The organism is Pseudomonas sp. OTU5201 (genome assembly GCF_038440135.1).
GTDB lineage: Bacteria > Pseudomonadota > Gammaproteobacteria > Pseudomonadales > Pseudomonadaceae > Metapseudomonas > Metapseudomonas resinovorans.
In genome coordinates this window covers 30,748-49,877 of record NZ_JASATC010000016.1, presented here as the reverse complement: position 1 = coordinate 49,877, position 19,130 = coordinate 30,748, and the positions used below count along the sequence as shown (strand labels likewise).

The following is a 19,130-nucleotide window of genomic DNA, read 5'->3' as shown; positions in this document are numbered from 1 at the left end:
CGGACGAGGTAACCGCCATGCAAATCAAACTCGCCAACCCGCGTGGCTTCTGTGCCGGCGTCGATCGCGCCATCGAGATCGTCAACCGCGCCCTGGAAGTCTTCGGCCCGCCGATCTACGTGCGTCACGAAGTCGTGCACAACAAGTTCGTTGTCGAGGACCTGCGCGCCCGTGGCGCCGTGTTCGTCGAGGAACTGGACCAGGTGCCGGACAACGTCATCGTCATCTTCAGTGCCCACGGCGTCTCCCAGGCGGTGCGCCAGGAGGCTGACCGTCGCGGCCTCAAGGTGTTCGACGCCACCTGCCCGCTGGTGACCAAGGTGCACATGGAAGTCGCGCGCTACAGCCGCGACGGCCGCGAATGCATCCTTATCGGCCACGCCGGTCACCCGGAGGTGGAAGGCACCATGGGCCAGTACGACGCTCGCAACGGTGGCGCGATCTACCTCGTGGAAGACGAGGCCGACGTGGAGCGCTTGCAAGTGCATAACCCCGATGCGCTTTCTTTCGTCACGCAGACCACCCTGTCCATGGACGACACCAGCCGCGTCATCGACGCGCTGCGCGCCAAGTTCCCCAACATAGGCGGTCCGCGCAAGGACGACATCTGCTACGCCACCCAGAACCGCCAGGACGCGGTCAAGCAACTGGCCCACGAGAGCGACGTGGTCCTGGTCGTCGGCAGCCCCAACAGCTCCAACTCCAACCGCCTGCGCGAACTGGCTGAGCGTATGGATACTCCGGCCTACCTGATCGACGGTGCCGAAGACCTCAAGCGCGAATGGTTCGACAAGGCACAGCGTGTCGGCATCACCGCCGGCGCTTCCGCGCCTGAAGTGCTGGTGCAAGGCGTGATCGACCAGCTCCGGGAGTGGGGCGCGGAGGTCGCGGTCGAGTTGGATGGGCGGCCGGAAAATGTGACGTTTTCGATGCCGAAGGAGTTGCGGGTGGTCAACGTAGGTTGATCGGATGTTTCGGGGCTTCAACAGGGGCCGGGTGCTTCTTGGGTGCGGCGTACCCGGCCTGTCGCACTGATCACCAGTTTTCGAACAGCGACCCTGCCGCCGTTGTGGCAGAGGACCAGGGTTCCCGCCTGGAAGGCTCCGCTGGCCATTGAGGTCCGCCCTGTTGGCGTATAGCGTACATAGCGTCGCACCGGGGCGTTCCCTTTGATTATCACCCCCTCTGGCTGCGGGCCGACTTCCGCCAGCACCGGCTCGCTCTCGTCCCACCTGGCGTTATTGTTCTGATCGGCGTAAACCCGCCATCCTGCAGACCAATTTTCGTGCAGATTGTCGACCAGCACCGGGACCCTCCTGGTGGCCGAAGCTTGTCTCGCCTGGTTGAAACTGACCAAGAGAGCGTGGCTTGCAGTTCTGAGTTGGTATGAGCGTATGAGGTCTGTCATTGCGGGTACTCCGAGGCTGACGAGTAGTGTAACTAGCGCCAGCACAACCAGCGCCTCGACAAGCGTAAAGCCGCGAAGGATTCCAGCCATAGCATCCGTGCTCCCCAGGCGTGAACAAATGGGCGACCTGTCGTCCGTGGTCTTGGCCCGCCCGTCGCCGATAAAAGGACGTCAGTCTTATCCGGCCTATAAGCTTCTGGAATTGAAGGATTTTCTCAATGTCACTCGATCTTTGGAGTGACTGAGAAAACTCCGAAATTTGGTGGCAGGTCACTATGTGGTCTGTGGGAAAGGGGCATCCTATATGCGTGATTGTGCTAAGCCTTTACACCTGATAACTGCAATGTCCGAAGGCTGTGGGGCGCTGGCAGTCGGCAGTTGGCGAGCAGAACCAAGGCGATCGTTGGTGTGAGAGTTGCGTCGGCAGTTGGAGGGTGGAGAATGAGTGAGTTGAAAGGATCTCAACTGATGTCGAGAGCCGTGAAGTTGAATCCGGCATTCCTCCGGTCGTACAACCAGCAAGGTGGCCTCGTGTACAGAACTAAACAGGGCGGTTTTACCCTAATAGAGCTCATGATTGCGGTGGTGGTCATCTCCATTCTGGCAGCAATTGCCTATCCCTCTTACACGCAATACGTGGTTCGGGCGAATCGCTCGGAAGTCCAGCAACTCATGCTGGATATCGCCAGTCGCCAGCAACAGTACTTCATGGATGTTCGCAGCTACGGCACCTTGACACAGCTGGGAGTAACCGTGCCGGCCAGTGTTGCGAAGAACTACACCATCACTCCCGGCATCAACAACGCAGCTACTCCTCCGTCTTACCTGATTACCGCCACACCCAAGACAGGGTCAGCTCAAGAAGGAGATGGTAACCAGACACTTTCCAGCACCGGAGCGAAGACGGGGGAGTGGCGATGAGGGGCGTTCCGAGTCGCGGATTTACTTTGGTGGAACTGATGGTGACACTGGCGCTCATTGCCATTCTTGCAGTCATGGCCGTGCCGAGTTTCAGAAGCTTTATAGCCAACCAGCAGGTCAAGACAGCGTCCTATGATTTGCTGGCGGCGTTAAATTTCGCGCGCAGTGAAGCCATCAAGCGTAATCAGGATGTGACAGTGGCTGCGGTCGATGATGATTGGGTAGCTGGCTGGGAAGTCACTAGTGAGGACGGCGTTCTCAAAGTCTGGGACGCACCGGGCGATCTCGATTTTGGCGATTCCCCGACCAGTTTCACCTACCTGCCCAATGGCCGTGTCAGCGGAGGTCTTAGTGCTGCGGTGTCCGTCTGCAAGTCTGAAGCGACGCGCCGCATCGTGAATGTAGACATGTCCGGGCATGCCCGGCTTTCGCGCTCGGGGGCTTGCAGTGGATAAGCGGGGCGAGTTCAGAGGGCAATCCGGCGTCGGTCTGCTGGAGGTGCTGATAGCACTTCTTGTGCTTTCGGTTGGCCTGCTGGGTATGGCGGCCATGATGGTTCGCGCACATCAAGCCGAAATCGAATCATACCAGCGCGCCCAGGCGCTGGTTCTGTTGGAGGACATTGCCGCCCGAATGACTGCCAACCGACCAGCGCGAAACTGCTATGCCCAGACCAATCCCCTTGGATCTGGCAGCAGCTTCTCCGGGACCGGATGCAACAATATTGCCGACGCCGACCTGGTTGCTTGGGATGCTCTTCTGAAAGGGGCTGCGGAAACACAAGGCAGTAGTTCGGTGGGCGCCATGGTCGGTGCCCGTGGCTGTATCACCGGCTCAAGTGAAAGCTATTTGGTCAGTGTGGCTTGGCAAGGCTTGTCCGAGACTGGAGCACCGACCAACACCTGTGGGCAAAGCCTCTATGGCAATGATGCGCAGCGTCGCGTAGTTACTCGAACCGTTCGCTTTGCCACTCTGGACTGACTGGGCCGCATCGATGACTAGCGCTAATACACGGGAGTTAGGCAGGGTGGCTATAAGGCAGAGCGGCTTTTCCCTCGTTGAAATGATGGTTGCCCTCACGGTCAGCGTGGTGCTGTTGCTTGGCGTGTCCAACGTCATCATCAGTTCTAGCCAGAGCTACAGCGAGCTGACGCGAAACAGTCAACAGTTGGAGAATGGCCGTTACGCGCTTCAGGTCCTGCGCGACGATATCCGCCATGCCGGCTTCTACGGTGAGTTCTCTAATCTCAAAGTACCGGCCAGCATGCCCAACAGTTGCACGCTATCGGTAACCGCCCTCGAGGATGCAATGGATGCTCCGGTTCAAGGCTACGCCGCGGCCGGTTCGGCTCCCATCAGTTGCTTGCCAGGCTATATAGGCGGAGACGTGCTGGTTATTCGTCGGTCGTCCACTCAAGTGGCTGCTGCCGCAAGTTTGAACGCCTCTGATTACTATATTCAGACTCGCTCGAATGAGGTTTTGGTGGGGTTGGGCGATGCTGATGAGTTCACGCTCAAGAAAAAAGACGGCACAACAGCGGCAGATATCCGTAAATATGTCGTCCACATCTATTACCTGCGTAGTTGCAGCAATTGCGCCGGGGCCGGCGACGGAGTTCCCTCGCTGTGGCGCCGCGAACTGAAGGACGGTGCCCTGACCTCAACGCCTGTTGCCGAGGGGATCGAAAACCTGCAGCTGCGCTATGGCCTGGATGACAACAGCGATGGTACGCCTGACCGTTACATTGCGCTGCCGAACTCAATGGCGGAATGGGAGAGCGTAGTGGCTGTGGAAGTCAACCTGTTGGCACGTTCAGCCGAAGCCACGGCGGGCTTCACCGACACTAAGAGTTACGTGCTGGGCGACGTCAACGTCACTCCGGGTGGCAGTTTCAAGCGCCACGCGTTCAACGCGGTCGTTCGCGCGATGAACCTCAGCAGCCGGAAGGAAATGTGATGACCAATACTTGCAGGCAAACGGGGGCCGCGTTGGTGGTCGCCTTGTTGATGTTGGTGGTGATGGCCTTGTTGGGCGTTTCGGCCATCAGTTCGAGCACCGTCAATCAGAGCATCATATTCAACGTTCAGACCCAGCAAGAGGCTGAAGCAGCCGCTCAAGATGCCATTGAGCAAACCATCAGCTCCATCAGCGCATTCAAGGTGCCAGCGGCGCGCACTCTGACCGTGAGTGGCCTCAGCGTCAGCGTCAGCGCACCGGTGTGCACAGGGTCTCAAGTCAAGTCGGGTTATTCCGCTACGATGATGTTCCCGCCTGAGGACACTCAGTGGGAGTTGTCTGCGACGGTCGATGATGCGGCTACCGGCAGTAAGGTAGTCATCCGGCAAGGCGTTTCAATCGTCATGCCTTACGGTTCATGCCCCCTGTAGGTTCAGGAGACGAAAAAATGAAATGTCCTGGTTTTGGCTCAAGGATGTTCCTCTGGGGGCTTCTCGTTTTGTCGGGAGGGGCTCCGGCGCAGGACACCGACCTCTTCATGACCACCAACCCTGAAAGTGATACTCGTCCGAATGTATTGATCATCCTGGATAACACTGCTAACTGGAGTGCATCGGCGGGAGCAGCAACCAAGTTTGATCTGGAACGCGAGGCTCTTGCAGCTGTCGTTGCCGGTTTTGATGAGAACGCATTCAATGTCGGACTGATGCTCTTCTCTGAAAGCGGAGATGGAAATGCTCAGGTCAGCGGCGGCTATGTGCGGTCAGCAATTCGGGCGATGACCACTGCCAACAAGAGCACTCTTCAACAGCTCATCCTGGGCTTGAACATCAACAGCGATAAGGGAAGCGGGGCCGAGTACGCCAAGGCCATGGACGAGGCTTATCTTTACTTCGAGGGTATGGATGCGCGCTCAGGCGACAAGATTAAGACGGACCTCGCCGCATTTGCCTCCAAGCCTCGCTATGCTAAGCCCGTTACGGATGCATGTGCTTCAAACTACGTCATCTTCATCAGTAACGGTGCCCCTGATAATGGGGAAAACAACAAGGCCAAGGACTTTCTCACGAGCCGTGGTGGCAATATCAGTCAGATCAGCCTGAACCCCAGCGGACTCCAGGAAAACTGGTCCGATGAATATGCCCGCTTCATGAAAGGTAAGCTGATTCAGACCTATACCATTGATGTGTCCCCCCTAACCAATGGTAAGGGGCCGGACAATACAGCATTGCTGAAAAGCATGGCTCAACAGGGGGGCGGCGACTATCATGCCGTCTACAACGCCGATGAGCTGAAAACCGTCCTCGAAAACACCTTCAAGCAGATTCAGGACATCAACAGCGTATTCGCTTCTACCGCGCTGCCGGTGAGTGTGAACGTACGCGGCACCTACCTGAACGAAGTGTACATGGGGATGTTCCGCCCCGATGCGCTCGCCAAGCCGCGCTGGTACGGCAACCTGAAGCTCTACCAGTTCGCCAAGGACTCGGCGACGGGAGTGCTCTACCTGGCTGATGCGAGCAGCCCGCCAATTGCCGCACAGAGCCCAACGACTGGTTTTATCCGCAGCAATGCCAAGAGCTTCTGGACCGATGCTTCCACCTATTGGGACTACCGTGAGGACATTACCGCTTCGGACAGCCCGGATGGCGACGTGGTGGAGAAAGGTGGCGCTGCCCAACAACAGCGTGCGGATTATCTGACCCGAAATCTCTATACCTGCACAGGCGATTGTGGCAATGGCAGTTCGTTGAGCACGACACCTTTCGTAGACACCAACACTAATATCACAGCGGCCGCGCTTGGCGCGGTTGATGCTGCGGAGCGTGATGCACTCATCAACTGGGTGCGTGGGGCCGACAATACGACTCCGGCGGAACGGAACAGCGAAGAGGTCCGACCGTCTTTGCACGGTGACGTGGTGCATTCGCGTCCGGCGGTCATCAACTTCAACCGCTCGGGAACTGATGCAGACATTGTGGTGTTCTACGGTGCCAACGATGGGCTCTTGCGTGCGGTCAAAGGTGGCAAGGCGACAACTGATGGCGGCACCGAGCTCTGGGCGTTCGCCATGCCGGAGTTTTTCGATCAGTTCAAGCGATTGCGTGACAACTCGCCTGCAATCAATGTGCCGTCTAACCCTGTCCCTGACGCTGAAAACAAACCTTATTCGGTGGACGGCAATATCAGTATCTACACCGAAGATACAGATGGGGATGGACGGATCGAGGGCGATAGCGGCGAAAAAGCCTACCTCTACGTCACCATGCGTCGTGGTGGAAGATTTATCTACGCCTTGGATGTCTCAGTGCCGGAGTCCCCAAAGTTGCTTTGGAAACGGGGGTGCTTTAGCGCTGCAGCGAGCTGCGATGACGGTTACGACGAGCTTGGGCAGACTTGGTCAGAGGCAAAGGTCGCCAAGCTGAATATCGAGGGGGTTGCCACTCCGGTGCTGATCTTGGGTGCCGGTTATGATGCCGCCGCCGAGGACGCCGTGCCGGCCACCTCGGCCAGCATGGGGCGCGGCATCCTGGTAATCAATGCTCGAAACGGAAACGTCATCTGGCAGGCTGGTCCGGATCCCGAGGACACAAGCAGCACTGTGACAGTTTCCGGTATGACTCACAGTATTCCCGCTGATATCGCAGTGATTGATCGTAACCGCGACGGTTATGCAGATCGACTGTATGCGGTTGATACCGGGGCCAACATCTGGCGCGTCGATATTGCCGATCAAGATCCAGATGAATGGAAAGTCCATCATTTTGCTTCACTGGGAGGGACGGGCGCGAATGCGCGCAAGTTCCTCTATGTACCTGATGTGGTGTATGGCGACGACGATAGAGGACCCTTCGATGCAATCTTGCTGGGCTCCGGTGATCGGGAACATCCTTTCGACACCTCGGTGGATAACCACTTTTTCATGCTCAAGGATCGCAGTGTTGGCATCAGTGGGGATGGGCAATCCACCATTACGATAACCGACTTGTACAACGCCACTGACAACCTGGTTCAGTCGTCTAACGCAACGCTACAAGCCGCAGCAAAAGAGCAACTACTTGCGGCGCGAGGCTGGTATTTCAACTTGGCGGATGGTGAGAAGTCGGTTGGCAATGCGGTCACGGCAGGGGGGAGTGTGTTCTTTGCAACCAACCAGCCTGAGCCTGTCGACAGAGATAGTTGTACGAGCGGCTTGGGGGTTGCACGTATCTATGTCGTCAACTTCGAGGACGGTACTCCTGTTACAGATCTCGATGGTGCCGTCGGCGATGACCGCTCCTCTTTGGCGGTAGGTGGAGGTTTCCCGCCACCGCCGACCTCGGTGATCACTGACATCGGCGAAACGGTGTGTTTTGGCCCGTTCTGCAAGCAGCCACCTGAGATCGACCTGGACGCTCGACGCAAAGAGTATTGGTACAAGGAAATCGATTGAATCGCTTGGCCCTTTGGAGCGTAAGCGTTGCTCCAGGGGGCCGACTGAGCTGTTCGTCGACTTTACGCGTCTTGCTCACGCTAGCTCCGGGCTGCGCTTCACTGCCTCAACGCCAATCCGCACAAGTGATATTGCTGAACATTTAGCGTGCACATGGACTAGGGCGGTTTCTGACCGGCCGTCCCATTGAGATAATTCAGCGGGCATAATGCTAAGTTTCGGTACTAGCCTGCTGGTCTACCATCCAGCGCGTTCTTCATAGCTGCTCGCCGTAGTCGCGCGTCCCCAGGCTGGTCCGACGCAATTCCTGCCAGGTCGGATAAGTTCAATGCCAAATACCAGTCAAGAGAATGTAATCGTGGTCGGGGCGGGGGTGATCGGCTTGCTGACAGCCTTTAATTTCGCAGCTGCCGGAGTACGGATCGTACTGCTCGATCGATCGAGCGCAGGACGCGAATCCTCCTGGGCCGGTGGTGGCATCGTCTCACCGCTCTACCCCTGGCGCTATAGTCCGGCTGTGACCGCGCTGGCGCATTGGTCACAGGATTTCTATCCACAGCTTGGCCGGCAATTGCTCTCGGAAACCGGCGTTGATCCAGAGGTTTTCGTGACCGGGCTTTATTGGCTGGATCTTGAGGACGAGGTTGAGGCGCTGGCCTGGGCCAAGGTTCAGCAGCGACCGTTAGCCCCGGTGGATATTGCCCAGGTACACGCCGCCGTGCCGCCGCTAGGGCCGGGTTTCCGGCACGCTATCCATATGGCCGGCGTGGCTAACGTGCGAAATCCGCGGCTGACGCGTGCCCTGCGTGAGGCACTGCTGCGTATGCCGAACGTGACCTTGCATGAGTCGTGCGAAGTGCAGGGTTTTATCCGCGATGGAGCGCGCGTAGTCGGGGTGAGTACGGTCGAAGGTGAGATCCTGGCCGATCGTGTGGTGCTGGCGGCTGGCGCCTGGAGTGGTGACCTGCTGGCCAGCCTGGGGTTGGCGCTTCCGGTGGAACCGGTGAAGGGGCAGATGATCCTCTTCAAGTGTGCCGAGGATTTCTTGCCGGCGATGGTGTTGGCGAAAGGGCGCTATGCGATCCCGCGCCGGGACGGCCATATCCTGGTGGGCAGCACCCTGGAACATGCCGGTTTCGACAAGACCCCTACCAACGAAGCCTTGGAGAGCCTCAAGGCATCCGCTTTCGAGCTGTTGCCGGAACTGGCCAACTCCGCCTTGGTAGGACACTGGGCGGGACTGCGGCCCAGCTCGCCTGAAGGCATTCCCTTCATTGGCCCTGTGCCAGGCGCCGACGGTCTGTGGCTGAACTGCGGTCATTACCGCAACGGGCTGGTGCTGGCCCCAGCATCCTGCCGCCTGCTGATGGATCTGATGCTTGGCCGCGAGCCGATCATCGACCCGCAGCCCTATGCGCCAGAGGGGCGTCTGGGCTGAGGGACGCCTTGGCGTTAGCGGCTGTGCGTGATTGCCAGGACAGGCCCGGTGGCCCGTTCTGCGGCACCGTCCCGGCCAATCTTGTGGGCAAGCTCGCAGTTCATAAAACGTGATTTAAAACGGTAGTACCAATCAGCTACTATTCGCGCGTAAATTGCCGCTGGTCGTTAAATATCGACCGCTCGTCATGGAAGGTCGGCAAGGTCGGGGTAGGAAGCTCCGTCGCGCGGGTGTCTGCCCGCTCAGGTTCGTACCATCCTTTGAGGGCAGGGAATGTCGCAGCGAGGATTCACGTTGATCGAACTGCTGGTCACGCTCGTCGTGCTCGCAGTATTGATCGGGTTGGCAGCACCGAACTTTTCCCAACTACTGCGCGAGAACCAGGCAGCGGCAGAACTTGATGCGTTCTCCGGCATGCTCAACTATGCGCGCCGCGAAGCAGTCCAGGGAGCGCAGACCATCCGGCTGAAGGGGCCGCTGGCAAGCGATGGCAGCTGGCAGTTGTTGCGCGAGCGGGACAGCTTGGAGCTGCGCCGTTTCCCTCCCCTGAGCGCATTTGCGGTCACCCCGGCAGGGCTGCAAAACATCCTCTTCGACTCGCAGGGCCGGCTGGTAAGCGCGGCCAGAATGGCGCTTACCCTGACGGCAAAGGATACATCGCTGGGCTGCGCCACCTTCAATCGCAGTGTTTCCATTGAGCTGTCCGGTTCGATTTCTCTGCAGAGGGGAAGCTGCAAATGAGCGCGTCGTACCAGCGGGGAGCCTCCCTCATCGAAGTCCTGGTCGCAGTGCTCCTTTTCTCCATCGGAGTACTGGGGCTGGCAGCCATGCAGCTCACCTCGCTTAAGGCCAACCAGCTAGCGTCCGTGCGCTCTCATGCGACCTTCCTGGCCTATGAGATGGCTGATCGCATGCGCGCTGCGCGAGGAGATGCGCAGGCGGGGTTCTACAACCTGGCGGTCGGTGCCGCCTTGGCCTGTGATCCGGCGAAGGAAACCTGCCTGCCTTTCCAGCGGGACTTGGCGGAATGGCGCGCCAACCTCGCCAGGCAATTACCGGAGGGGAACGGCGGTGTCGTGCAGAACGGTGGTCGCTTCACGGTAATCGTGCAATGGAACGAGGAGCGGGTGGGTGGTAACGCCGCCCAGCAATTCTCCTTCGTCACGCAGATTTGACGGGGTGCTCATGCACAAGCAACGCGGCTTGAGCCTGGTGGAGCTGATGGTAGCCATGGCGATTGGCTTGGTCATCAGTCTGGCGGTTCTCCAGGTCTTCATCAGCAACAAGAACACCTTCCTTCTTCGGGGGGTCGCGGGAAACCTGCAGGAAAACGGACGCTTCGCCCTGCAATACCTGGCCGCCGAACTGCGCCCTGCGGGCGTTGGGGTGGGGGCTCGGCTTGATGAGGAGGACATCTGCGTGGTCGCCGCCAACGGAGACCCAGGTGGATGGAGTGCCATGAATCGCCCCATCTCGGCACGACGCATCACGGCAACCGGCGAGCTTGGGGCGGTAGGCACCGACCAGGTGGCGATCTTCGCCAACGACGGCTGCGAGTCCTTCCTGACTGCGGGTGAACTGCTCAAACCGTCACTCAATGCGAATCTCAAGGTCACGGCCTATTGCCCAAGCATGCAGCAGGACCATGCGGTGATGGTGCAAGACATGGAGAAGGCGGTGGTCATTCGCATCACCAACAAACCGAACGCGTCGGGTTCAGGCCAGGTGACGCTGACTCATGCTGCGAGCACCAATGACAAGAACGCCAAATGCGGTGGTTTCAAATTCTCGGATATCGCGTTCAACAGCCCAGCGCGAGTAGTTGGCTTCGCCTACAGGACCTTTTACGTGGCGGATACCGGCCGCGTCACGGCAAACGGGCAGCCCATTCGTGCATTGTTTGTCCGCGATGCGGCGCAGGTTCCACCGCAGACAAATGAGGTCGTGGAAGGTGTGGAGTCGCTGCGCACCAGTTTCGGCGTGGCGGTGAATAACAGTGTTGGTGTGCAGACCTACCTTAGCCCGGCCGAAGTTGAAGCGGCGAACCGTTGGGATGATGTCCGCACGGTGAAGATCGATCTGCTGCTGGTGAGCAATGAGCGAGTGGCGGGAGCGCTGGACCAGGCTCTTCAGTTCGGGGGGGCGGCAGTGGCGGCGGATGGGCGCCTGCGCCAGGTATTCAGCACAGTTGTGGCCCTGCGCAATCGGGTCGACTGATGAGGCAAGGATAAGCATGCAAAAGCAAAAAGGAGCAGTGCTGCTGGTTTGCCTGATCGCACTCCTGGCACTAACTGTCTTGGGGGTTACGGCGATGTCCGGCAGCACCCTGCAGGAGCGTATGGCTGGCGGCGCGCGGGACTATAACGTGGCGTTCCAGGCAGCCGAGAGCGCCTTGCGAGTGGGCGAGGCCTATGTGCGACAGCAGGTGGAAGCCAGCGTCGATCCTACCCAGTTATTCCTGGCGAAAACCGATTGCCCGACGGTGACGGCTACGCAATGGACCCCTCCCGCCGAACTTCACAACAAACCGCGGCAACCGGTCTGCCAGGTTCGCAACTTTTACGGAGCGTCGGGCGGCGCGACCAGCTTCGTCTGCGAAACCGACGGTTCGATTGCCGAGAATCGGGCATTTGACTGCCTGAGCCGGACCTATCTGTTCAACGTCGAGGCCACCGGTTACGCCGGCGGGGATGCCGAAGTGCACCTGCGCTCCACCGTGGCCATTGCCATCCGCAGCCAGAACTGATCGAAGGAAGACACGGATGAACCGCTCGAAATATGCGTTTGCGGTACGGGCACTGGTGGCCGGCCTGCTGACTTTTGTGGTCAGCCATAGTGCGCTGGCAGCATTCGTGCCCGGGCAGGTTCCGTTGAACCTGGGTGGCCAGGTCGAGCCCAACCTCATGTTCATCCTGGATGATTCAGGCTCAATGCGCTGGGGCTTCCTCCCGGATGAGCTCAAGCCCGCGTATCTGGAGCGCACGGGCGAATGGTACGAGCGGCGAGAGTGCACGGGGCGGGGCAGCTATGCCGGCAAGAACCTGCATTTCTGCTCGAAGGCAAGTCATCGCTACCTGGCTTCCAGCCACCTGAACAAGTCCTACTACAACCCGGCCGTACAGTACCTGCCGCCAGTCAAGAGCGACGGCCAACGCTATGCCAATGCAAACTTCGCGGCCGCATTCGTGGACGGTTACACGGGGGGGCAGACGGTCAACCTCGGCAATGACTACATGGCGATCATGGATGACTACTTCTCGCCCAATAGCTATGAGTGCTTGAACAGGCGTTGCAGCAACGTCGAGTACTACAACGGTTTTGCCGTAGGGGCGGAGAGTGGCGCAGGTGCCGCTTTCTATTACGAATATGTTGGAGGGGGTAGCTGCACAAGCAATCCCCGCCAGGATGCCTGCTATGCCGAGCGTAGCGTAGGCGCCTCCGAGCAGCAGAACTTCGCCAACTGGTTCTCCTACTATCGGACTCGCATCATGTCGGCCAAGGCCGGGGTCAGCCAGGCGTTTTCCGCGCTGCCCGGGGATATTCGGGTTGGCTACGGTGCAATCAACCTGGCCGATACCTTGGCGCGCGGTGTGCGTCGATTTGAGGGGACCGGGCGCTCCGAGTTCTATGACTGGCTGTTCGCCGCCAGCGCATCAGGAGGTACCCCTCTGCGCAAGGCGCTGGGTGATGCAGGCGAGTATTACTCGCGCAAGGACGAGTCGGGGCCCTGGAGTTCGACTCCGGGCCAGACCGGGGGCAAGGAGTATGCCTGCCGCCAGAGCTACACCATCCTGACCACGGACGGATACTGGAACGGTGACGCCGCCTCCAAGGAGGGCGCGCGCGCCAACGTTGATAACAGTAACGGCCCGACCATCAGCGGGCCGGATGGGCGCAGCTATCGCTATGTGCCCAAAGCACCGTTCAACGACAGCTCGGAGAACACCCTGGCGGACGTCGCCATGTACTACTGGAGTCGCGACCTGCATAACACCCTGGACAACCGTGTGCCGACCGATCCGGCCGACCCCGCGTTTTGGCAGCATATGGTGACCTTCGGGGTCGGACTGGGCATGAGCGGGACCGTCGACCCGCAGACTGCGTTCGCCGCCGTCAAGAATGGTGCATCGGTGACTTGGCCAAGCCCGACCAGCAGCGAGCCGGCGAAGCTGGATGACCTGCTGCACGCGGCGGTGAATGGTCGGGGCGGTTTCTTCAGCGCCCAGGACCCGCAGCAGTTCGCCAATGCACTGGGTGAGACCCTCGCGTCAATCAGCGATCGTACCGGGTCGAATACCTCAGCCGTCCCCAATGCCCGCCGCCTGGACAGCAATACCCTAATTTACGAGGCCTTCTATACCAGCTCGGACTGGTCCGGAAAGTTGCTGGCGAAAAAGCCCATGCAGACCAGTGCCGGCATCGTTTTTGAGGAAGTCTGGGAGGCGGGGCAGAAGTTGGGGCTCAGCTCGCGCAGCCTGTTCACCCACGACGGCGCGGCGGGCATCAACCATGGCCAGGCGTTGAACTGGAGCAGCCTTGGCGCAGATCTGAAGGTGCATTTCAACGATGATGAGGCGCTGTTCAACTACCTGATGGGCAGCCGCACGAACGAGGCGCCGGCCGGCAGGAAGTTCCGCAAGCGTTCGACCCTGCTCGGCGATGTCGTCAACTCCACCTTGGTGTTGGCCAACAAGCAGGACTGGGGCTTCCATGGGCGGGTGCCCTTAGCAAGCGGCGACCAGACCTACGCCGAGTTCGTCGCAGCCAAGTCGAGCAAGCCACCGGTGCTGTTCGTCGGCGCTAACGATGGCTTCCTGCACGCCTTCAACGCCAACAATGGCAACGAGTTGTTCGCCTATATGCCCAATGGCGTCTTGGGTAATGCCAAGCTCCTGGCCAATAGCGACTACAAGCACCGCTACTTCGTAGACGGAAAGCTGCACATTCGCGATGCCCGTCTGAATGGTGCGTGGCGTACCGTGCTCCTGGGCAGCCTCGGGGCTGGCGGGAAAAGCGTCTTTGCCCTGGACGTCACCGACGCCTCCGGCACGGGCTTCAGTGCCAGCAAGGTGTTGTGGGAGATCAAGGATGATGCCGATCTGGGCTACAACTTCGGCGAGCCGTTGGTCGGACGCATGAAGGACGGCAGCTGGGCGGCGATCTTTGGCAATGGCTACGGCAGCACCAATGATGACTCGGTGTTGTTCATCGTCGATCTGGCGACCGGCGCCGTGAACAAAGTTCGCGCGGGCAAGGCGACGGGTGGCTTGTCCAGCCCATCCTTCGTGTATGCCACCGACAGCTCGGGCAACATCTACGTGAAAGATGTGTATGCCGGTGATCTGAGCGGGAATCTGTGGAAGTTCAACCTCAAGGGCAATGGTTCCGGTGTTGACGATTTCGAAGTCAGCCTGAGCTCAGGCAACAAACCGCAGCCGCTGTACGTTGCTACAGATACCGCGGGCGCGCGCCAACCGATTACAGTCAAGCCGGAAATCGCCTACCACCCAGATGGCGTGTCGCAGGGCGTCGTCGTCTACTTCGGCACCGGCCGGCTTTACACCGCAAGTGATGTGGTCGACACGTCCCAACAGAGCTTCTACGGCATCTGGGACAAGCTGACGAGCACCGGCGCCTCAACCGCTTTCACTGGCCGTTCGAGCCTTGACCAGCGCTCTATCCTGTTCGAGGGCGAGGCCTTCGATCGGGATGTGCGGGTACTCGACGCACCGGCCACCGCAATTGACTGGAGCAACAAGCTTGGCTGGTATCTCGACCTGACTTCTCCGATCAAAGGCGCCCAGGGCGAGCGGGTCGTTTTTGCTCCGCGCATCCTGCTCAATCGTCTGGTCATCGAAACGGCCATTCCCTCTTCTGACCCCTGCTTGGCCGGTGGCTCCGGCTGGACAATGGTGCTCGATATGGCTACTGGCGGGCGGCTCAATTATGTCCTGCTGGACTTGAACAAGGACGGCAAGTTCACCGAAGCAGATATGGTAGACGTCGATGGGCAGAAGCTTCCACCGTCCGGCATCGGCTCGTCCGGTAGCATTCCCACCGGCTCGTTCGACCTGATCGACCCGCAGAAGTACTGGCTTTGCCGCGGTACCGGGGTGGATGACTGCATCCCGGCCGCCAATACCATCAATGTTCTCGAAGGCCGTCAGTCCTGGAACCAGATTCGATGAGAAGCAGTAAGGCGTTCACCCTGATTGAGTTGATGATCGTGATCGTGGTGATCGGCATCCTTGCCGCAATCGCTTATCCCAACTACACGGAGCATGTGCGGCGGGGCAAGCGGGCCGAGGTGAAGGCCGCCTTGATGGAGGGCGCACAGGCGCTGGAGCGTTATTACTCCACTCACGGCTCATACCTGGACGCCGAAGGCAATTTTGCCGATAGCTTCGCCTCCCAGGCGCCGGCTTCGGGGGCGGCCAACTACACCATCGCCGCCCAAGGCGCACCGACGGCTACCACTTACCAGTTGCGGGCTACTCGCACCGGCAGCATGGCTAATGATCCGTGCGGCGACTTCCAGATCAGTCACACCGGCGAGCGTACGCTGGCCAATGCCACGCGCACGGCGGCCCAATGCTGGTAGTGGGGCGCCGCCTTCCCGGACGGGTTACTTGACGGCACGTTCGCCTGGAGCGGTGGCGCTGGGCATCAGTCGATGCCCAGCTTTTTCAGGCGATAGCGCATGGAGCGAAAGGTCAGGCCCAGGCGCTGGGCCGCGGCAGTGCGGTTCCAGCGGGTTTCCTCAAGTGCTTGCATGATCAGCTTGCGCTCGATGTCTTCCAGGTAGTCTTCAAGGTTGTCGATCTGCGCGAGGTTGGCTTCTCCGCCTTCGACCGCGCCGGCTGCTTCGGCCAGGCGCAGGTCGCGAGCCTGGATCTGGTCGTCCTCGCAGAGTGTGTAGGCCCGCTCGAGCATGTTCTCCAGCTCGCGTACGTTGCCGGGGAAGCGGTAGCACTTGAGCTTGTCCAGGGCTTCCGGCGCCAGGGTTGCGGCCGGCAGCCCACTTTGCTGGGCCAGGCGCTTGAGCATGGTTTCCGCCAGTAGCGGGATATCCTCGCGGCGCTCACGCAGCGGCGGCACGCTGAGCTCGATGACGTTCAGGCGGTAATAGAGGTCCTGGCGGAAACGGCCCGCAGCCACTTCCGCGGCCAGGTCCTTGTGGGTGGCGCTGAGGATGCGTACATCCACCACCACTTCCTGTTGTCCCCCCACGGCGCGCACGGCCTTTTCCTGGATGGCGCGCAGCAGTTTGACCTGCATGGCCAGAGGCAGGTCGGCTACCTCGTCAAGGAAGAGGGTGCCTCCATTCGCAGCCTGGAACAGGCCCTGCTTGTCTTCCACCGCACCGGTGAAGCTGCCTTTCTTGTGGCCGAAGAATTCGCTTTCCATCAGCTCGGACGGGATGGCGCCGCAGTTGACCGGTACGAAGGGGCGGTCGATGCGTGGACCCTGCTCATGGATCAGCCGCGCCACCAGTTCCTTGCCGCTGCCCGATTCGCCGCTGATGTAAACCGGAGCCTGGCTGCGGGCGAGCTTCTGGATTTGCTTGCGCAGGGCGCTCATGGGCGGCGAGGTGCCCAGCAAACGACCGTCCACCGGTGGCTCGCCGTCTTCCGGGGCGCTCAGGCGCAAGGCGGTGTTGACCAGCTCGCGCAGCCGGCCAAGGTCTACCGGTTTGGTGAGGAAGTCGAAGGCGCCGGCCTTGAGGGCGTTCACTGCGGTGTCGAGGCTGCCGTAGGCGGTGATCATCGCCACCGGAACCATGGGGTGACGCTGCTGGATGTACTGCACCAGTTCCAGTCCGGTGCCATCAGGCAGACGCATGTCGGTCAGGCACAGGTCAAAGGGCTCGCGCGCGAGCCACTCGCGGGCTTCCTTGAGGTTGCGGGCGCTGCGGGTGTCGAGCTTCATCCGCCCAAGGGTGATCTCCAGCAGTTCGCGGATATCGGGCTCGTCGTCGACGATCAGGGCTCTCTGTCGGGTCATGGTCAGCTCAGTTTGCGCGGGTGGGCGAACGTGATGCGGAAGCAGCTGCCGCCTTGTTCGCGCGGTTTGTAGTCGAGGCGGGCCTGGTTGCTCTCGCAGAGTTCGCGGGAGATGTACAGGCCAAGGCCAGTGCCCTTGCTTTCAGTGGTGAAGAAGGGCTCGAAGATATTGTGCACCTGCTCGGGCGGGACGCCTTCTCCATCGTCCTCCACTTCCAGAATGGGCAGGTCGCTTTCGGCATCGCGGAACAGCTTGAGCCAGACCTGGCCCTGGGCGTTTTTCTTGGCGCTGTAGCGCAGGCCGTTCTGCACCAGGTTGGTCAGCACCTGGGTCAACTGGTGGGGGTCCATGCGGGTCTGCAACGTACTGCCGAGGGTGGACAGATGCAGGGTCTGGTTGGGACTGGAGGAGTTGCGGAACTCGCTGGCGAAGCGGGTGAGCCAGTACTTCAGGTCCAGCAACTGCGGGTCCGACTGGCGGCGTCGGGACAGCTGGAGCACGTTCTCGATCACCAGATTCATGCGGCGTGAGTGGTCCTGGATGATCTGAGCCAGCCGTCGGTCGGGGCCCTGGAGCTCTTCCGACTCTTGCAGCAGCTGAGCCGCATGGCTGATGGCGCCAAGGGGGTTGCGGATCTCGTGGGCGATGCCCGCGGTCAGGCGGCCAAGCGAGGCAAGCTTGAGCTGCTGCGCCTGCTGGGCGATCTGCGAGATGTCTTCGAGAAACACCAGGGTGTTTAGCTGATTCCCACGCTGGAGGTGAACGAAGCTGGGTTGCAGGGTAGGGCCATTGGCGAAGGCCTGTAGGCTCTGCGGCCGCAGGGTGGGGTTGGCCAGCCAGTACTGAAGGCTGGCCAGCAGCTCGCGGCATTGGCTGTCCAGCGCGCGGCCCTTCAGGTTTTCCTTGCCCAGCAGGGTCTGCGCACCGTTATTGGCGAGCAGGATCTGATTGCTCGGGTCGAGCACCAGGATGCCGGTGCGCATGCGTTCCAGAATCTGAGCGTTAAGTGCTTCCAGGTTGGCCACGTCGGCCGCGCGTTGCTCAGCGAGGGTTTCGCTGAGTTGCAGGCGCCGGCTCAACCCCTGGATGAACAGTGCTGCGGCGAAGCACAGGGCACCGAAGCCGCCGGCCTGGACGAACTGACTGGAGGCCTGCGGGTGGCTGATGCTGAGATAGAAGGTCAGGTAGATCAGCCCGATCGCCGCCACGGCCGCTACCAGCAGGCCGATACGCCCGCGCAGCAGGATGTTGGAGATGGCGACGGAAATCACCATGAGGTTGGCGATACCGCTGGGCGTGCCGCCTGCCGCAAAGAACAGGCAGGACAGCAGCAATACATCCACCACGGCCAGGCTGAAGACCTGCACCATGCTGCGGGGGCGGGGCACCAACGCGGCGATCAGGGTATTGAGGATCAGGTAGAACCAGCTGGCGTTGCGAAACAGTTCGGGGCGCGCCAGGTCCAGCAGTCGGTCGTCCAGTTCGCTGGAGATCAAGACGACCAGTGCTACGCCAATCAACAGCCGATACAGGCTGTAGAGGCGGAAGATGCGCCGCCCTTGGGCGCTGAGTGCCGTCGAGGCAGGAAGGGTATCAGCGCTCACCAGGGCTCTGGTCCTGTTCCAGGTGGGCCTGACTGCAATACCAGCGATTGTCCTGTGACAGGGCGTTGCTTCGAGGAACGTGCACGCCGCACTGTGCGCAGCGCACCATGGGCACGGTTTCGTCCTGTTGGTGAGGCTTGGGGCGTGGTGTCGATGGGGTCTTGAAGCGGCGCCACAGCCAGATGGCGACGAAGATCACGGCAATCCAGAACAGCAGGCGAAACATGCCGAAGGTGCTCTCTTCTTGGTGGAAAGCTGGCAGTTTAGCCAAGCCGGTTGTCCGCGCACAGAGACCGGCCGCACGCCGCTGTGCCTTGTTTGGTTTTCCCTGCGAGCGCGCGGGAGTATGGTGGCGTTGAAGTGCA

The 19,130-nt window shown here is 60.3% G+C and carries 18 protein-coding genes; 14 read left to right on the top strand and 4 right to left on the bottom strand.

Annotation, left to right across the window (positions count from 1 at the left end):
- The first annotated feature begins 17 nt into the window (after positions 1-17).
- Positions 18-965 (top strand): 4-hydroxy-3-methylbut-2-enyl diphosphate reductase, encoded by a 948-nt coding sequence (gene ispH / locus AAHM40_RS12180; protein ID WP_342244874.1) that lies wholly within the window; start codon positions 18-20, stop codon positions 963-965.
- Between the two features lie 17 nt (positions 966-982).
- Here the strand turns inward: ispH and AAHM40_RS12175 are convergent, their stop codons facing one another.
- Positions 983-1,408 (bottom strand): GspH/FimT family protein, encoded by a 426-nt coding sequence (locus tag AAHM40_RS12175; protein ID WP_342244917.1) that lies wholly within the window; start codon positions 1,406-1,408, stop codon positions 983-985.
- A gap of 441 nt (positions 1,409-1,849) precedes the next feature.
- Between AAHM40_RS12175 and AAHM40_RS12170 the strand changes: the two genes are divergently transcribed.
- The 13 genes from AAHM40_RS12170 (at position 1,850) to AAHM40_RS12110 (ending at position 15,758) form a co-directional block, all read left to right on the top strand.
- Positions 1,850-2,329: a type IV pilin protein gene (locus AAHM40_RS12170; protein ID WP_342244873.1), complete on the top strand. Its 480-nt coding sequence runs from the start codon at positions 1,850-1,852 to the stop codon at positions 2,327-2,329.
- Positions 2,326-2,784 carry a GspH/FimT family pseudopilin gene (locus tag AAHM40_RS12165; protein ID WP_446731564.1) on the top strand — a complete coding sequence of 153 codons (459 nt, stop codon included), beginning with the start codon at positions 2,326-2,328 and terminating at the stop codon, positions 2,782-2,784. The genes AAHM40_RS12170 and AAHM40_RS12165 overlap by 4 nt, the downstream gene beginning before the upstream one ends.
- Positions 2,747-3,310: a type IV pilus modification protein PilV gene (gene pilV / locus AAHM40_RS12160; protein ID WP_342244872.1), complete on the top strand. Its 564-nt coding sequence runs from the start codon at positions 2,747-2,749 to the stop codon at positions 3,308-3,310. Before AAHM40_RS12165 ends, pilV (AAHM40_RS12160) begins: the two co-directional genes overlap by 38 nt.
- Positions 3,311-3,356: 46 nt before the next feature.
- A complete protein-coding gene (locus tag AAHM40_RS12155) occupies positions 3,357-4,286 on the top strand; it encodes a PilW family protein (protein ID WP_342244871.1) in 930 nt (309 codons plus the stop codon).
- Positions 4,286-4,717 carry a PilX N-terminal domain-containing pilus assembly protein gene (locus AAHM40_RS12150; RefSeq protein ID WP_342244870.1) on the top strand — a complete coding sequence of 144 codons (432 nt, stop codon included), beginning with the start codon at positions 4,286-4,288 and terminating at the stop codon, positions 4,715-4,717. Before AAHM40_RS12155 ends, AAHM40_RS12150 begins: the two co-directional genes overlap by 1 nt.
- Before the next feature lie 17 nt (positions 4,718-4,734).
- On the top strand, positions 4,735-7,719 hold the full coding sequence (locus AAHM40_RS12145) for a pilus assembly protein (protein WP_342244869.1): 2,985 nt from the start codon (positions 4,735-4,737) through the stop codon (positions 7,717-7,719).
- A 328-nt stretch (positions 7,720-8,047) separates the two neighbouring features.
- A complete protein-coding gene (gene thiO, locus AAHM40_RS12140) occupies positions 8,048-9,157 on the top strand; it encodes a glycine oxidase ThiO (RefSeq protein ID WP_342244868.1) in 1,110 nt (369 codons plus the stop codon).
- Between the two features lie 273 nt (positions 9,158-9,430).
- Positions 9,431-9,898 (top strand): GspH/FimT family protein, encoded by a 468-nt coding sequence (locus AAHM40_RS12135; RefSeq protein WP_342244867.1) that lies wholly within the window; start codon positions 9,431-9,433, stop codon positions 9,896-9,898.
- The gene (pilV, locus tag AAHM40_RS12130) at positions 9,895-10,332 is read left to right on the top strand and encodes a type IV pilus modification protein PilV (protein WP_342244866.1); all 438 of its coding nucleotides are present in this window, start codon (positions 9,895-9,897) and stop codon (positions 10,330-10,332) included. The genes AAHM40_RS12135 and pilV (AAHM40_RS12130) overlap by 4 nt, the downstream gene beginning before the upstream one ends.
- A gap of 10 nt (positions 10,333-10,342) precedes the next feature.
- Positions 10,343-11,374 (top strand): PilW family protein, encoded by a 1,032-nt coding sequence (locus AAHM40_RS12125; protein WP_342244865.1) that lies wholly within the window; start codon positions 10,343-10,345, stop codon positions 11,372-11,374.
- Between the two features lie 16 nt (positions 11,375-11,390).
- On the top strand, positions 11,391-11,903 hold the full coding sequence (locus AAHM40_RS12120; RefSeq protein WP_280284830.1) for a pilus assembly PilX family protein: 513 nt from the start codon (positions 11,391-11,393) through the stop codon (positions 11,901-11,903).
- A gap of 55 nt (positions 11,904-11,958) precedes the next feature.
- Entirely contained in the window at positions 11,959-15,345 is a 3,387-nt protein-coding gene (locus AAHM40_RS12115) for a pilus assembly protein (RefSeq protein WP_342244864.1), read from the top strand.
- A complete protein-coding gene (locus AAHM40_RS12110; RefSeq protein ID WP_342244863.1) occupies positions 15,342-15,758 on the top strand; it encodes a type IV pilin protein in 417 nt (138 codons plus the stop codon). Before AAHM40_RS12115 ends, AAHM40_RS12110 begins: the two co-directional genes overlap by 4 nt.
- A gap of 65 nt (positions 15,759-15,823) precedes the next feature.
- Here AAHM40_RS12110 and AAHM40_RS12105 read toward each other — a convergent pair whose 3' ends face one another.
- From AAHM40_RS12105 to AAHM40_RS12095, 3 genes are read right to left on the bottom strand one after another with little or no spacing between them, the layout of a single operon-like run.
- Complete coding sequence (locus AAHM40_RS12105; RefSeq protein WP_342244862.1) at positions 15,824-17,161, bottom strand: sigma-54-dependent transcriptional regulator; 1,338 nt, start codon at positions 17,159-17,161, stop codon at positions 15,824-15,826.
- 2 nt (positions 17,162-17,163) lie between these two features.
- Positions 17,164-18,765: a sensor histidine kinase gene (locus AAHM40_RS12100; protein WP_342244861.1), complete on the bottom strand. Its 1,602-nt coding sequence runs from the start codon at positions 18,763-18,765 to the stop codon at positions 17,164-17,166.
- On the bottom strand, positions 18,755-18,991 hold the full coding sequence (locus AAHM40_RS12095) for a PP0621 family protein (protein ID WP_342244860.1): 237 nt from the start codon (positions 18,989-18,991) through the stop codon (positions 18,755-18,757). The genes AAHM40_RS12100 and AAHM40_RS12095 overlap by 11 nt, the downstream gene beginning before the upstream one ends.
- Positions 18,992-19,130 lie beyond the last annotated feature (139 nt).

Excerpts from the sequence above, each read along its gene's own strand:
- ispH (WP_342244874.1), top strand. The coding sequence starts at position 18 with ATGCAAATCAAACTCGCCAACCCGCGTGGCTTCTGTGCCGGCGTCGAT.
- AAHM40_RS12175 (WP_342244917.1), bottom strand. The coding sequence starts at position 1,408 with ATGACAGACCTCATACGCTCATACCAACTCAGAACTGCAAGCCACGCT.
- AAHM40_RS12170 (WP_342244873.1), top strand. The coding sequence starts at position 1,850 with ATGAGTGAGTTGAAAGGATCTCAACTGATGTCGAGAGCCGTGAAGTTG.
- AAHM40_RS12165 (WP_446731564.1), top strand. The coding sequence starts at position 2,326 with ATGAGGGGCGTTCCGAGTCGCGGATTTACTTTGGTGGAACTGATGGTG.
- pilV (WP_342244872.1), top strand. The coding sequence starts at position 2,747 with ATGCCCGGCTTTCGCGCTCGGGGGCTTGCAGTGGATAAGCGGGGCGAG.
- AAHM40_RS12150 (WP_342244870.1), top strand. The coding sequence starts at position 4,286 with ATGACCAATACTTGCAGGCAAACGGGGGCCGCGTTGGTGGTCGCCTTG.
- AAHM40_RS12145 (WP_342244869.1), top strand. The coding sequence starts at position 4,735 with ATGAAATGTCCTGGTTTTGGCTCAAGGATGTTCCTCTGGGGGCTTCTC.
- thiO (WP_342244868.1), top strand. The coding sequence starts at position 8,048 with ATGCCAAATACCAGTCAAGAGAATGTAATCGTGGTCGGGGCGGGGGTG.
- AAHM40_RS12135 (WP_342244867.1), top strand. The coding sequence starts at position 9,431 with ATGTCGCAGCGAGGATTCACGTTGATCGAACTGCTGGTCACGCTCGTC.
- pilV (WP_342244866.1), top strand. The coding sequence starts at position 9,895 with ATGAGCGCGTCGTACCAGCGGGGAGCCTCCCTCATCGAAGTCCTGGTC.
- AAHM40_RS12125 (WP_342244865.1), top strand. The coding sequence starts at position 10,343 with ATGCACAAGCAACGCGGCTTGAGCCTGGTGGAGCTGATGGTAGCCATG.
- AAHM40_RS12120 (WP_280284830.1), top strand. The coding sequence starts at position 11,391 with ATGCAAAAGCAAAAAGGAGCAGTGCTGCTGGTTTGCCTGATCGCACTC.
- AAHM40_RS12110 (WP_342244863.1), top strand. The coding sequence starts at position 15,342 with ATGAGAAGCAGTAAGGCGTTCACCCTGATTGAGTTGATGATCGTGATC.
- AAHM40_RS12105 (WP_342244862.1), bottom strand. The coding sequence starts at position 17,161 with ATGACCCGACAGAGAGCCCTGATCGTCGACGACGAGCCCGATATCCGC.
- AAHM40_RS12095 (WP_342244860.1), bottom strand. The coding sequence starts at position 18,991 with ATGTTTCGCCTGCTGTTCTGGATTGCCGTGATCTTCGTCGCCATCTGG.